We start from the raw sequence: 14912 nt of genomic DNA on the forward strand, positions 1-14912 counted from the left end.
ATTACTCGACCGATGAGTAACGGGCAGGAAATACCAAATAATAATCATGGACTAAATGAACGCCTCAGCGTAGACTTTGCACTAAAAGCGGCAAAACTTGGCGTTTGGGAAGTAAACCCTAAAACACGGATTGTACACTGGGATCAGCGGTGCAGGGAATTGTTCGGATTGGAAGATGATTACCTGCTTTTGGAAAACATTATTACCCACATCCACCCGGACGACAGCGGCTGGGTTGCCGTGGCCCGAAATCTGGCCATGACACCCGGATATTCAGGCGAATATGACGTTACTTACCGGACAATCGGGGCGAAAGACAAAGTTTTGCGTTGGGTAAGATTTACTGGAAAAGCAGAATATGACGAGCAGAATGTAATGACCCGGTTTTCTGGTGTCGCTCAGGATGTTACCAAAGAAAAGCTGCATCAGCAGCAGGTTCAAAAAAGTGAAGCACATTTTAAAGGCTTGATCCAGCAGGCACCTTTTGCCATCGCTGTTTACCGGTCCCGCGACCTGATTATTGATACGGCCAATCAGGCAATGATTGAGGTCTGGGGAAAAACGCCTGATGTGATTGGTACTAAATTATCAATAGCTCTACCTGAGCTTGAAGGCCAGCCTTTTATAAGTATTCTTGAAAATGTTTTTGATACAGGAGAAATCTATCAGACTGACCAGCAAGTTGTCGATCTCGTTGTAGATGGAAAGCTTCAATCATTCTGGTTTAAATTTACATACCAGCCGCTGACAGATACGGATGGAAAAGTTTATGCCATTTTAAATATGGCTGTTGATATTACCGAACAGGTTTTATATCAAAAAAGAATTGAAGAAAGTCAGCGGAAAATACTGGCTTCATTTGAGCAATCTCCGGTCGCAATTGCAATTCTCAGCAAGCAGGATCTTGTTTTTACAATGGCTAATCCATTTTATGGCGAGCTTGTGGGAAGGCCTTCTGACCAATTGATTGGCAAATCCATGCTGGATATCCTGCCCGAACTTCGTGGACAGGGTTTTGATATACTTTTACAGCAGGTAATAGATTCCGGAATTCCTTACACTGCCATGGAAACCCCCGCAACTGTACTTCGAAACGGCAACCTGGAAACGATTTATGTGGATCTTTCTTATCAGCCGAACAGAGAAACAGATGGAAGTATTTCAGGCGTTCTGGTGATAGCCACGCATGTAACTCAGCAGGTATTGGCCAGAAAAGAAGTTGAAAGCCGCGAATCTCAGCTTCGGTCCATCATTGCCAATGCGCCTGCCGCGATGGGACTTTTTGTTGGCCGTGATCTTATCATCCAGCTTCCTAATCAAGCTTTTATAGATATTGTTGGAAAAGGTGATGAAATTGCCGGAAAGCGACTTGCTGACGTAATGCCAGAATTGGAAAACCAGGCTTTTCTTCAAATACTGGATGATGTATACACCACCGGAAAAATGTTTCAGAGTCCCGGGGCACAGGTGAATATTGTCAGGAATGGTGTAATGACACATAATTATTATAACATTACCTATTCTCCACTTTTTGATGAATCCGGAAATGTTTATGCGATTCTCGATATTGCCATCGATGTAACCGAACAAGTCAAAGCACGTCAGCAGATTTCCGATTCCCAGCAGCAGCTGAGCGGAGCGATCGAACTGGCTGAACTGGCCACGTGGAGTCTGGATATTAATGCCGGAAAATTTATTTATTCGGGGCGCTTTATGGACTGGCTTGGGCTGGATGAAGATTATCTCAATGAAAAAGAAGCCTATAATCCTATTCCTGAACAATACAGAAAATTTGTTGAAGATGCAGTCAACGAAGCTATCAAACCCGGGGCTTCCGGTATCTATAAAAATGAGCATCCAATAATAAACCGTATTACGGGTAGAAGAAGAATTATACAGGCACAAGCGCGGGTTTTTTATGATTCAGAAGGAAAACCGGCTCTGTTGAGCGGTACCGCACAGGATGTTACCGAGCAGCGCAAACTTCAGGTCACACTCGAACAGCTTGTACAGCAGCGGACAGAAGAACTTGAAACTGCAAATGAGGAGTTAACTGCGACAAACGAAGAACTTGCTGCGATTAATGAAGAGTTTGCTGCTACTAACGACGATCTGGCGGAAGCGAATCATCTTTTAAATCTTTCCAATCAGAATCTGGAACAATTTGCTTACATCGCCAGTCATGATCTTCAGGAGCCTCTGCGCAAAATACAGCAGTTTGGTGATCTTCTTAAAAAGAAATATGATTCACCTTCCCAAGATGCGCTCATTTATCTGGACCGGATGCAGTCCGCTGCCACCCGAATGTCCGCGTTGATTACCGATCTGCTGACCTATGCCAGAATCTCGAACAATCCGCAGGATTCGCAAAGGATTTCACTGCATGAAGTTTTAAGCATGACGCTGTCTGATCTGGAATACACGATTCAGCAAACGCAGGCAGAAATACAGATAGATCAGCTTCCGATCATTAATGGTGATAAGGTTCAGCTGGGACAATTGTTCCAAAATCTGGTCAGCAATGCTATTAAATTTCGTGATGCGGGAAGCTTACCAAGAATTCATATCAGATCAAGATTAATAAAATCAACAGAAATCCCACCGCACGTGAAACCTACGCGCTGGGCATCTTCCTATCATTTGATTTCAGTAACAGATAATGGAATAGGATTTGAACAACAATATGCCGACAGGATTTTTCAGGCTTTTCAACGTCTTCATGGCAAAAGTGAATTTGAAGGCACTGGGATTGGATTGGCGATTTGTGATAAGGTAGTAGCAAATCATGGAGGCGCAATTACAGCAACCAGCCAACCTGGCCAGGGATCGGTATTTGAAATTTATTTGCCGTCAGATTTATAACATACGACTGGATTAAAATTGAAAATATGTCCCTTTCAAAGCTGTTGAAAGGGACATATTTATTTATGGCTTTAAAACAACTTTGACACAATCTTCTTCTTTTTCCTGGAAAATCTTGTATCCATGCGCAGCATCTTCCAAAGATAAAGTATGGGTAATAATATCGTCCAATACTACTTTTTCTTCTTTGACAAGATCAATTAAATGATCGATATAATTCAGAACCGGCGCCTGTCCCTGTTTGATCGTTATACCTTTGTCAAAAATCCGGTGCATTGGAAAATTGTCATAAGTAGATCCATAAACACCCACAATAGAAACAGTCCCCATTCGGCGTACAGCTTCGAAACACATTTCGAGTACTTTTGGTGAACCTACTTCAAAGTTAATGGCTGCTTTTGCTTTATCAAGAAATGATCTTTCCGGCTCAAAACCGACTGCATCCACGCATACATCTGCTCCCCTGCCACCGGTCATATCACGTATAGCCTGAACGACATCTACTTCCTTAGGATTAAGTGTATCAACTTTGTTAACCCTTTTGGCTTTATCCAAACGGTAATTAAGCGGATCAATAGCAATTACGCGACTTGCACCATTAATCCAGGCAGCTTTCTGAGCCATTAACCCTACCGGACCGGATCCGAAAATCGCAACTACCTCACCACCTTTTAATTGCGCCCAGTCAATTGCCGACCAACCTGTTGGAAAAATATCTGTTAAAAATAATACCTGCTCATCGGTCATGTTATCCGGAACAATCCGGGGGCTGATGTCAGCATAAGGTACGCGTACGTACTGTGCCTGTCCGCCGGAATATCCACCGTACAAATCTGTATATCCAAATAATGCGCCACCCTTTTGATCCAGCATATCGCCGTTGGGACCATAATGTTTGAAGTTAGAATTCTCACAGGCCGGCGAAGCTTCATGTTTACAGAAAAAGCATTGTCCGCAGGAAATCGGAAAGGGCACCACTACACGGTCTCCCTTTTTAAGATTAGTAATCGCAGAGCCAACTTCCTCTACAATTCCCATAAATTCGTGACCCAAAACCATATCTTCTTTTTGAGGTACAGAACCACTCATAATATGAAGATCTGACCCACAAATGGCCGTGGATGTTACTTTAAGAATAATATCTCTTGGATCAAGGATTTCCGGATCCGGAACGTTGTCCACGCTAATATCGCCTGGTTTGTGAAATACGGCTGCTCTCATAAAATTGTTTTTAGTTTTGATGATTATGTAGCTACTGACAACAACTATACCACAATTACAAATCCTGTGGCCCGGTAAAACATGTAGAATTGATTCCTTTCATAGGGATGTAGATTTGTAAAAAACACTAAACTCTGCCCGAAAAAAGTAAGACCTGCCCCTCTGGTTTTTTAAGTTTGATATGAACAAATTTTACAATAAGGTGGTAAAAAAGTTGAAATTCGTTGAAACTATAATGCTCGTATTATTGAGTTTTTGCATCAATAAAAAAGGATCAGCAAATCACTTTACATGATTTACTGATCCTTTTTTATTTAAATTAACCAAACAGGTCAGTCAATTATAGAACAACGTGTTCCTGATGCGTTTCAACCCAGTTGTATACGTAGGAAGCAACTTCTTCCCAACCCGGTTCACCGCAGATATAATGAGAACGGCCCTCAAATTCCTTGTAAGAAGTTAGTCCGCTGACATCATCTGTATATGCCTTACTATTTTTTTCTACCAGCTCGGTTGGTACAATCTGATCTTCTTTTCCACTGACAAAAAGCAAAGGTACATGCGGCATATCGAGATCAATATGGCCGGATGGTCCAAGGCACCCTCTCAAAACATTGCGGCTATCATGCGTTGCAAATTGCTCAAAAGCCACTTTGGCCGATGCTTCATCCAGCGTATTACAAAAACTTTCGTGGAAACTTTCGGGAGTTTGAAAAAACGGTTCATCGCCTTTGAAAGGATTAGCTATCGCAGATACGTTTTTGAAAAATGGCCAGTCAAGTGTCATCATCATATTTGGAGCAACAGAACTAACTGGCACGCCAAGACTTGCAAGATTGCGGCTCACAAAAATTTGTGTTAAAAGCCCTCCTACCGAATGTCCTGCTATTATAGGTTTTTCATTAACATCAGGATTATTTCCACCCGCTGCAATTACAGCAGTTTCCATTGCCGCAATCACATCATCCAGCATCAAATCACCTAAACCCGATGGAGGATTACTGCGCAGTTGCGAAGGTTCTCCTGCATGATCGGGCCAGGCCGGGGCCGTGCAGTTATATCCGCGTTCTGAAAAATAAGCAATCCATTTTTCCCAGCTTTTGGGATTCTGGAACATTCCGTGTATAAAAACTATGTTCTTTTTCATAATAATTTAGTTTGATGAAGTTTAAAGCCGATTTAAAAAATCAGACCAGAAACGGCTCAGTATACTTATTTGAAATTTTTCCGGAAGTTTTACAACCTCGAAGAATGAATTAAAGCGTTGAAGAATGGAAAAATGCACGAAGATTCATATTGTTTGCAACCAAATTCAAATCGCCCGTGTCCCTTCATTCACTGATTAATTTATCAGCCGCCAGGTAGCTGACACTACATTTGCCGGTTTTTAAAGTCAGTTTTATATTGATACACCACCTGACAAATCATAATTGAATGAAATTTTATTCCTCTTCCGATCTTGCAAGTGCTAGCGTCAAAACGGTCAGTGAGAAAAAGATTGCAGGATTACTGGCAGATGATCAGCATTATAACTTAAAAACACCTTTACTTTTTCTTCTTCTTTTTGCCCTGATTGCTATTCCCCGCTGGTATTACGTCGAACATTTCGCCGTGTCCCTACCATTTTGGGATCAATGGGATGCCGAAGGAGATCATTTATTACGCCCGTGGCTGGAAGGGACATTTAAATTCCAGGACCTTTGGCTGCCGCACAACGAGCACCGCGTATTACCAACCAGACTCCTGACTTTACTATCATACGAAATAAGCGGTCACTGGAATAATCTGACCGAGGCACGGATTAATATCTTACTGGCTTCCTCGTCTCCCTTTCTTTTAATTCTCCTGGTTTATAAAACAGGAGAATTAAAAGGAATAAAATGGCTCATGCTGCCTGTTATCCTGACCGGCGCTGTATTTCCCTTTGTCTGGGAAAATCTTCTTGTAGGTTTTCAAAGTCAGTTTTATTTTCTGATTTTATTCACCGTTTCCGCACTGGCACTTTCTGTATGGCGTCCCTTCAAAACTGTTTCCTTTATTCTTATATTTATACTTTGTGTGCTAAGCGTATTTACAATGGCATCAGGCATTATGACACCTTTTGCCGTTGCATCGGTATATATTTTTCATGCTTATCTTGGCAAGAAGCAGGCTAAAACTATATTGTTTATTTCAATATTACTCATTACTGCGTTGGTGGGTTATCTGACAATCCCGCCTATGCCTGGCCATGAAATTTTTAAAGCGCATAGTGTTAAAGAGTTATTTACCACTTTTTTGCTGATGGAAAGCTGGCCCTTTAAAGTCAGGTATTGGGCAGCGCTTATGCTATGGATACCAACCTGTATTGCACTTCCTTATTTGATACACCATAAAAATTTTACCCGATACGACCTGCTTATGGCCGGCTGTTTGCTTTGGTCACTTTTGCAAGCTTTCGCGACAAGTTATGGCCGCGGTCATGATTTGAATAGTGTCACATCACGGTATGCTGATTTTCTTTGCATTGGTCTTACCGCTAATGCCTGGTTTGCACTTCGACTGCCAATATTATTTTATAAAAGATCAGGGATCAACTTTGCACTTACACTTGTCAGTATTTTATTTTTTACAGTTTTCTTCAAAGGTCATTTTGCCAGAAGAAAGGATGATATTATTGATATGCAAAACCGGCATAAAATGGGTTTGATACAGATTAAAAACGTTTCCGAATATTTAAGAACCGGTAATCAGTCAACGCTTCAAAAACCAGCTTTCCAGATTCCATATCCCGATCCGGTCCGTCTTAAACAAATGCTGGATAATCCGGCGCTACGTTCCAGTCTTCCAACTTTTAATGCTGATGAAACCATTCCTACGCAGCAATCGGACCTTAGTCATAATTAAGAATTATTCCGATGGAGGTGGTGTAGCAACTCCCCACGATTGATTTGGCTCTTTTCCCATCGTGAATTCCAGGTTACCGCCTTTCATAAGTTCATCGCGATATAACCAGCAGTTTTCCAGTTTTTTACCGTTGAAGCTTGCGGATTGAATAAACATATTCTCCTCTGAATTGTTGACGGTTTTAATCGTAAGATTTTTTGAATTACCCAGCTTAATCAAGGCTTTTGTAAAATGCGGACTGCCAAGCTCAATGATCGGACGGGCATCCGTAAATCCTTTTACATCAAACAAACCCAGCGATGCAAGTACATACCAGGAACCGAGCTGCCCCTGATCTTCATCCTGGCCATAGCCATAACCGTGAATCGGTTCAGTACCATAGAACTGATCACAAATAAGTCTTGTCCATTTTTGTGTAAGCCATGGTTTGCCCGAAAAATTAAACAGCCAGCTGATATGCAGGCACGGTTGATTACCATGGTTATAAATAGATTTTATTCCGGCAAAAGCATCGATCTGTTTTCCACCGCCAAAACCTGATTTCTCCGAGGACGTAAAAATGCTGTCAAGTTTATTATTGAAGATATCTTTACCCATTACCTGAATCAATCCTGCCGGATTGTGAGGAACGTAAAACGTGTATTGCACCGCATTTCCCTCCTGAAAACCTCGCCAGGGCTCATAAGGATCGAGTTTATCAATATAAGATCCGTCTGCCTTTTTGGGATGCATCAGCTTGTTTTGCGGGTTGAAAATTTTTTTCCAGCCATTGGCATATTTTATCAACGCTTCATAATCCTGCTTTTTATTTAAAGATTTTGCCATCTGCGCCGCCGCATACGCGCTAAAACTATATTCAAGCGTGTGCGAAGCAGAAAAATGTGAGCCGGTAGAATCAGTTTTATCTTCATTCAGAAAAGGAACAAAACCATACTTCATGAAAGCTTTTGTATCCATTTTCCCGGAACCCGGTTTTCTGTTGATCCAATTCATTTCATTGGCTTTTACAGCCTGGTAAGCCAGCTCTGTATCATAATTTCTGATGCCGGCATTGTAGGCGCCGACAATAGCCAGACCAACAAAATTTGTTCCTACGCCTGAAACATATTCGCTGTTGGCGATACCGTCGCCAAACCAGCCTTTGTCTTTATAAATTTGAAGCTCGGTATTGACGTAATTGCCATACCACTGCGGATAAGACAAAGACCAAAGCTGGGTAATGTTCCAGAAAGCGCCCCAGATAGCGTCGGTGTTCATGAATTCTGGTGTCTGGCCATCCTTGCTAACAGGTAATTTCCCTTGAATTCCGCCGTGCATAGGATAAGACCCGTTCACATCGCTGGCAATTCCCCGGCCCAGCAAAGCATGAAACAAACCGGTATAAAATTTTGTTTTATTATTCTGATTCGAGTCCGTCAGTGCTATTTTCCCAAGCTCCTGCTTCCAGATTTTTTGTGCTTTTTCTTTGGCCTTATCGAAGGTCAGATCTCTGGCTTCTGCCAACAGATTTTCCCTTGCATTAACTGTTGAGGTATAGGAAAGTCCAACTTTGATTTCGATCTGGTCCTTTTCTGCTGTTGTAAAATTTAACACAAGACCAGCACCTTTACCTTCTGAAAAAGATTTATTTTCAAAGACATGATCAGCGGTAAAAGCCGAAATATTTTTGGGTTTGCGACTTACTTCACCATAAAAATACATGGAGACCTTCCCTTCGGGATCATAAAGTCCAACGTATTTGGGATAAGTACTGACATAACCCTCAAAATGGGTATCATCCACCATTTTAACTTCGGCAGCAGTCACATCACTACTTTCACCTTGTTTATTCCCAATGTCCAGAATGATATGTGAATGGTCATTTTTAGGGAAAGTATAGCGGTGAAAACCTACTCTTTTGGTGGCAGTAAGTTCAGCAGTGATCTGATAATCATCAAGCAGCACTTTGTAATACCCAGGATGGGCCACCTGATTTTTTCTGTCAAATCCGGAGCGATATCCCGTTTTTGGTCCTTCCAGATCACCGGGTTTCACTTTTACAATTCCGTTGGTGGGCATAAAACTTACCCCTCCTATCTGCCACTCATGAAAATTCACAAAACCTTCGATTGAATTCTGCCGGGTATCATACCCCACAGCCTCCCAGCCGGAAGGATTTCCATAATGCCCGTTTGTCGACGGAGCCAGTTTTGCCATTCCATAAGGCACTGCGGCCGGCGTGTAAAAAAACCAGCGGCTATGTGCCGTTCCGATGTTCGGGTCGACATATTTCAGGAAATTATCATGCGATGAAGCGCAGGATGCAAACATTGCAGCCAAAAGTACAAAGTAGATTTTCTGTAACAATCTCATAGAAAATTGTATATATCTCATTCAAATTTTCGATAAAGATACATTTGAAATTGATATGTTCATACATACCAACAATCTTTTCAAAACTATTTTTTGTGCATTACCAAATTATGATAGTCATAAAACAACCGACCACGGTATATCTATTATTCAAAATCTGGTATTATGCGAAAACGAATAACCTTTCTCTGTGTCGGCTTACTTTCTCTTATTTTACAGGATTTATCTGCGCAAATAACTCCCTATAAAGACAAGTCTTATTTACAGGATTACAGCGTAAAATATTATTTAACAGACAGCACCATTTCACTAGCCAATGTAAAAACGGACCGCAATGGTATCGTTTATATTGTTTCTTCAAAAGGAATATTAAAACCCGATGCCGGAAAATTTCAGTATCCCGGAACTTTGAAACCCGACAAATCATACAAACCTCTTTTAGACAGACATATCAAAGATATTTCTCTTTACAACAATCAGCTTGTTTATCTGGACAGTGTTGCTGTTTTCAGTAATGCTTTTGCCGGCAGTTGGCTGACTAACCATGGGTTACCGCGCGCAAGTATTTTGTGTACCGGGCCTGACTTCACCAGTGTGGTTTCGGATGGAAAAAATGTAAAGATTTTTAATGGTAAAAAACTTTTCTGGGAAGGAAACGCCGGCACAGAAACTTTGCTCGATATCAAATACGACGCTGTTAGAAACCGGTATTTATTTTTAAGTAATAACTCCGTTCAGTACCTTTTACCAGGTGAGAAAGAGCTTAAAACAGGTTTTAAAAGTTCTGATCTGACTTGTTTTGATATTGACAAAAACCAGGTTTTTATCGGAACAAAAAATGGCTACCAAATCCTGGATGCTGTAAAATTTAATGTAATCAAACCTTTGTCAGCTAAGTTACCGGTAAGCGCTTTGACTCAAATTCATTCCATCAAAGGAAAATTGTGGTTTGGTAGTAATCTGGGTGCTTTCATGCTTCGTGAGGATGGAAAATTCAATTATTATTTTGGAGAACGCTGGCTTCCATCCAATCAGGTCGTCGCAATTTCACAGGGCGAAAATGGAAACATCCTGATATTGACAAACAAAGGTCTGGCAGAAATTCATTTTGATCCGATGACTTTGGAAAAGAAAGCCCTTGTTTATGAAAAACAGGTAAGAGAAAGGCATATTCGCTATGGATTTAACAGCGATATTGCTTCCATTGTCAAAGGTGATTTGTCCACCGCCCAAACCGGGCAGCGCGATAGTGATAATTTATGGACATCCATGTATCTGGTGAGTCAGCTTTTCCGATACAAGGTAACCGGAAGCCAGGAGGCGCTGCAAAATTGTCTTGAATCGTTTGAAGCGATGGAGCGGCTTTTTGACATTACTGGGATCCAAGGTTTTTTTGCCCGCGGATTTGAACACAGAGGTTACCACAAATTTTCAAATGTACCATGGGACGGCGGAATGACCAACGGTTGGGTTCATGCCAAAGATCCCGAATGGGATTGGCGGGGAACAACCAGCAGTGATCAAACCGTCGGGCAGATGTTCACGCTCACACTGATGGCGGAATTAATGGATGGTCCGGTGAAGCAACGCGCCATCAAGCGCATGGACGAGCTTATGACTAATATTATTAAAAACGACTGGTATCTTATTGATTTTGATGGAAAACCAACACTTTGGGCGAAGTGGAATCCTGCGTATGTTAATGGTTTTGGAAAAAATATTGGTGATCGAAAACTGAATTCTTCCAACATTATAGGCTTTTTACAGGCGGCTTATCACTTCACCGGAAAACCGATTTACAAACAAAAAGCTTATGAATTGATGAATAAATATGGCTATCTGGAAAATCTAACACGACCGATGGCTGATATTGGCCAGGCTGATTCGTCTGCAGGAGACTGGGCGAAGATGTTATCAGAAGGCTGGAATCATTCTGATGATGAAATGTATTTTCTTGCTTATTGGTGTTTATATCCCTATGCTTTTGATCAAAATCTGAAAGAAAAATACAGGGTTGCAATCCGGCAGCACTGGGAATTGGAGCGTCCCGAAAAAGATGGCCTTTGGAATTTGTGTTATGCCATGACAGGCGCCAAAGCTTTTGATTTGAACGAGACAATCTGGTATTTGAAAGAATTCCCTCTTGACATGATCGAGTGGAAAACGCTGAACAGTCACAGAAAAGATATTGAACTAATAGCACCGAATTTTCGCGGGCAAACAACCAAAGAAGTGCTTCCGCCTGATGAGCGGCCGGAGTTAAAACATAACAGAAACCTTTTCAAACTTGACGCTGAAACAAACGGAAATACTGAACTCAGTGCAGGTGACAGTTTTTTGCTGCCTTATTGGATGGGCCGTTATCTGGGTGTAATCAGTGCCGGACAATCCCGCTGAATTCACTAATTTTGCGGAAATCTTATTTTTTCTTTATGTCTTTTTCAACTGTCATTACCCATGACACAGCCTTTCACGCAGACGAGGTCATTGCTGTTGCCCTTCTGCGCCAGGCAGGTTATCAATTCGAATTAATCCGAACCCGTGATCCCAAAGTGCTTGCAGAGGCAGTCGCCGATAGCAATATTCTGGTTTTGGATGTTGGCGGGGTTTATGATCCTGAGATGCTCAATTTTGACCATCATCAAAACAGAGAACTTTTATCAGCTGCCGGTCTGGTTTATGAGCATTTTAAAAATGAAATCTGTCCTGTTGACGCCCAGGCCTTTTTCGGACGGTTTATTTCGTCGATTGATGTAATGGACACAAATCGTGATAATATTTTTGAACTTTGGTCAACACTTCCCAAAGGATTTAAAAATACTTCCGGGATTTTGGGTGGTTTTAACCGCGATATGACAGATGCTGCCGTGCAATTCAGGCAATTTTTAAAGGCGGTAGAAGTAGCTCAGGACATCATAGCCAATGAGATTTATTCGTCGGTTAAAAAGGCAAAATCAGAATCAGATTATCAATTCCGGACTATTTTAGATAACAACGTAGCAGTATTTGATCAGTTTTCTACGGTTTGGAAAGATAAAAAAGAGCATACTTTTGCTATCTTACCGCATGCCAATGGCTGGCAGATCCAAACCATTGATACCAATGTAGCCGTTGTCCCGGAAACTGTAACTGCTCTTGATGGATTTGTATTCAGACATATTTCAGGTTTTATGGCGGTCATAAAGGATAAGGACGTGTTAATAGATTTTGCTAAAAAGCTGGATCGCATTTGAAATCTGAAAAATAAATGCGGCTTGAGACTTTTACTGCTAAAAACCTGTGTGTTAATGCAGAAAACCTTACCTTTGAGCTTTGTTTTACCCCACAATACAGACCGCATGACAAAAGCAGAAACCATTTCCAAAATATCAGAACGGACAGGGATCGAAAAGGACACCGTTGAAAAAGTAGTTGAATCATTTTTTGTAACAATCAAAGATTCGCTGAGTGAAGGAGAAAATGTCTATTTCCGTGGCTTTGGAAGTTTTACCATCAAACACAGGGCCCAGAAAACTGCCAGAAATATCGCGCTTAACTCCACCATTATCGTTGACGCGCACGTGATTCCATACTTCAAGCCATCTCCTGAATTTGTCAGTCAGATTAAAGAAGGAGTGACGCTTGAACAATAAATTGAAATTATCGAAAGCAGGCCTGATTTATATCTGGTCTGCTTTTATTTTTAAGCCTTCGTGGTAAATTAATTTTCCATATCCATATCCCTTTGGAGCTGCTCCTCTTCCAAATCTAGACGATGTTCGATGAACGCAATGATATCATCGTCATATTCAGCCTTTCTTCTGAATGCATGCAACTCGTGACGTTCCCTTGCAATGACCCTGCCCATAATTTCACTGAAATGATCCAGTCGTTCCATGGCTTTTTGTCTTGCGCCGTCATCACTGTTAGCATCTTTTAATAATTCCCGCTTATGGCTGAGATATTCACCGCGGTATTGCAAAAGCACATTTTTGTCAACATCGGCCTTGTGTTTAAGATTAAGTTCTTTCTCAGCAACTCCGTACAGCTCCAATTCAATTTCAAGCAGCTGATGATGATCTGATTTTAAATCTTCCAGCGGTTTGGGATCCAGTTTTCTGATCATCCAGGGAAGACTTAATCCCTGCCCTATCAATGTTACTAGAATAACCATAAAGGTGATAAATAAAATCAGGTTGCGATGAGGAAAGCCTTGGCCATCAGGCAGCAATAATGGAATTGCCGAGGCAGAAGCCAAAGAAACAACGCCGCGCATACCTGCCCAGCTGCTTAAAAGCGGCAGACGCCAGCCTGGCCGTTTTGCAGCGACAGTAATATACCGGCTGATGTAGGTAGTAAAAACTGAACTGAAAAGACCCGATATCAAACGGACAATGATCACGACCAGCGTAATAATTAATGCATAACCCGTTGCTGTAACCAGACCGGACCGCCCCAAGTCTTTGATAATTTCCGGTAATTGTAATCCGATCAGAAAAAAGACTACGGCATTGAGAATAAACACAATAGATGACCAGAGCGAAGCAGATTTGAGCCTGCTTTTGTGCGAAAACACAAAGTGAGTCTGGTAGGCTACCAGCAAGCCTCCACTCACAACCGCCAGTACTCCCGAAGAATTAACAGCTTCTGCACTCAGATACATCAGATACGGCAGCGCGACCGAAATCGCGATATCGACATTCGCATCCGTTGGGAGCCATTTATAGATTGCATACGACAATCCTCCAAAAGCTAGCCCGATAGCCACGCCCGAGACTACCACCAATCCAAAACCAGTAACTGCTTCGTGCCATACAAAATGCTGCGTGGTGATGGCAGCGAGAGCAAAACGGAATAAGGTAAGACTGGTAGCATCATTCAGAAGGCTCTCTCCTTCCAGAATTGCCATAGTACCTTTGGGCAGTCTGCTGTATCTTAAAACAGCCATGACCGCAGATGCATCCGGTGGCGAAATTATTGCCCCCAGCAAAAAGCCCTGGCTCAGTGTAAAACCCGGAATGAGCCATACACTCACAAAAGCAACCGCAGTGGCGGTGAACAGCACATAACCCAAAGCCATGACTGAAATGATTCGTCTCCATTTCCAGAGCGCTTTTAACGACATTTCATGCGCTGCATCAAACAGAACAGGGGGCAAAATGACAATGAAAATTAATTCCGGCTCTAAATGGATGGCAGGCACACCGGGTATCAGGCTGATAAATAATCCGGCCAGAACAAGAAAGATGGGATAGGCAATTTTAAGTTTCCGCGCCATCACCGTTAGCAACGACACACAAACGATCAACCCAAGGCAAAGAAAAATTATATTATGAAGATTTCCTGTCATGAAAAGTATAAAATTGAGAAAACAAGGACATTAATACAATCCCGATCAAACAAAACGACTACTGAACCCGGATTGGATGCTTCAATCTTAAAAGGATGTCGTATACTTTTAGTAAATTAGCCCTAAACTTTGGAATTGCACATCCTGACCAGAATATTGGCTGAAATGTAATATGCTCAGGGCTTAAAATGGTCATTTCAGAGAAAGAAATTTCCGGTATTGAATGGCTACCAAACAAAAACAGGATTACAAAAAATGTAAT

The 14912-nt window shown here is 41.7% G+C and carries 9 protein-coding genes; 5 read left to right on the plus strand and 4 right to left on the minus strand.

The window, feature by feature from the left end; all coding sequences use genetic code 11:
* The first annotated feature begins 12 nt into the window (after window positions 1-12).
* Window positions 13-2862: a PAS domain S-box protein gene (locus IEE83_RS16550; protein ID WP_194121643.1), complete on the plus strand. Its 2850-nt coding sequence runs from the start codon at window positions 13-15 to the stop codon at window positions 2860-2862.
* Window positions 2863-2925: 63 nt separating this feature from the next.
* Here the strand turns inward: IEE83_RS16550 and IEE83_RS16555 are convergent, their stop codons facing one another.
* Window positions 2926-4083 carry a zinc-dependent alcohol dehydrogenase gene (locus IEE83_RS16555; RefSeq protein WP_194121644.1) on the minus strand — a complete coding sequence of 386 codons (1158 nt, stop codon included), beginning with the start codon at window positions 4081-4083 and terminating at the stop codon, window positions 2926-2928.
* A 340-nt stretch (window positions 4084-4423) separates the two neighbouring features.
* Window positions 4424-5230 carry an alpha/beta hydrolase gene (locus IEE83_RS16560; protein WP_194121645.1) on the minus strand — a complete coding sequence of 269 codons (807 nt, stop codon included), beginning with the start codon at window positions 5228-5230 and terminating at the stop codon, window positions 4424-4426.
* A gap of 287 nt (window positions 5231-5517) precedes the next feature.
* On the opposite strand from IEE83_RS16560, the gene IEE83_RS16565 reads away from it, so the two are divergent.
* Entirely contained in the window at window positions 5518-6969 is a 1452-nt protein-coding gene (locus tag IEE83_RS16565) for a hypothetical protein (protein ID WP_194121646.1), read from the plus strand.
* Between the two features lie 3 nt (window positions 6970-6972).
* Here IEE83_RS16565 and IEE83_RS16570 read toward each other — a convergent pair whose 3' ends face one another.
* Window positions 6973-9321 (minus strand): GH92 family glycosyl hydrolase, encoded by a 2349-nt coding sequence (locus tag IEE83_RS16570; RefSeq protein WP_194121647.1) that lies wholly within the window; start codon window positions 9319-9321, stop codon window positions 6973-6975.
* A gap of 165 nt (window positions 9322-9486) precedes the next feature.
* Here IEE83_RS16570 and IEE83_RS16575 point away from each other — a divergent pair, with 165 nt between their 5' ends.
* The 3 genes from IEE83_RS16575 to IEE83_RS16585 are packed head-to-tail and all read left to right on the plus strand — an operon-like array spanning window position 9487 to window position 12953.
* Complete coding sequence (locus IEE83_RS16575; protein ID WP_194121648.1) at window positions 9487-11718, plus strand: hypothetical protein; 2232 nt, start codon at window positions 9487-9489, stop codon at window positions 11716-11718.
* A gap of 35 nt (window positions 11719-11753) precedes the next feature.
* Complete coding sequence (locus IEE83_RS16580; RefSeq protein WP_194121649.1) at window positions 11754-12554, plus strand: MYG1 family protein; 801 nt, start codon at window positions 11754-11756, stop codon at window positions 12552-12554.
* Window positions 12555-12608: 54 nt separating this feature from the next.
* On the plus strand, window positions 12609-12953 hold the full coding sequence (locus IEE83_RS16585; RefSeq protein ID WP_228101839.1) for an HU family DNA-binding protein: 345 nt from the start codon (window positions 12609-12611) through the stop codon (window positions 12951-12953).
* A 68-nt stretch (window positions 12954-13021) separates the two neighbouring features.
* Here the strand turns inward: IEE83_RS16585 and IEE83_RS16590 are convergent, their stop codons facing one another.
* A complete protein-coding gene (locus IEE83_RS16590) occupies window positions 13022-14650 on the minus strand; it encodes a Na+/H+ antiporter (RefSeq protein ID WP_194121650.1) in 1629 nt (542 codons plus the stop codon).
* Window positions 14651-14912: the final 262 nt, after the last annotated feature.

This window comes from Dyadobacter subterraneus (assembly GCF_015221875.1).
In the GTDB taxonomy this organism is placed as follows: Bacteria; Bacteroidota; Bacteroidia; order Cytophagales; family Spirosomataceae; genus Dyadobacter; species Dyadobacter subterraneus.

What these genes read in the sequence shown, in the direction of transcription:
- IEE83_RS16550 (WP_194121643.1), top strand. Translation starts at nt 13, where the DNA reads ATGAGTAACGGGCAGGAAATACCAAATAATAATCATGGACTAAATGAA.
- IEE83_RS16555 (WP_194121644.1), bottom strand. Translation starts at nt 4,083, where the DNA reads ATGAGAGCAGCCGTATTTCACAAACCAGGCGATATTAGCGTGGACAAC.
- IEE83_RS16560 (WP_194121645.1), bottom strand. Translation starts at nt 5,230, where the DNA reads ATGAAAAAGAACATAGTTTTTATACACGGAATGTTCCAGAATCCCAAA.
- IEE83_RS16565 (WP_194121646.1), top strand. Translation starts at nt 5,518, where the DNA reads ATGAAATTTTATTCCTCTTCCGATCTTGCAAGTGCTAGCGTCAAAACG.
- IEE83_RS16570 (WP_194121647.1), bottom strand. Translation starts at nt 9,321, where the DNA reads ATGAGATTGTTACAGAAAATCTACTTTGTACTTTTGGCTGCAATGTTT.
- IEE83_RS16575 (WP_194121648.1), top strand. Translation starts at nt 9,487, where the DNA reads ATGCGAAAACGAATAACCTTTCTCTGTGTCGGCTTACTTTCTCTTATT.
- IEE83_RS16580 (WP_194121649.1), top strand. Translation starts at nt 11,754, where the DNA reads ATGTCTTTTTCAACTGTCATTACCCATGACACAGCCTTTCACGCAGAC.
- IEE83_RS16585 (WP_228101839.1), top strand. Translation starts at nt 12,609, where the DNA reads ATGCAGAAAACCTTACCTTTGAGCTTTGTTTTACCCCACAATACAGAC.
- IEE83_RS16590 (WP_194121650.1), bottom strand. Translation starts at nt 14,650, where the DNA reads ATGACAGGAAATCTTCATAATATAATTTTTCTTTGCCTTGGGTTGATC.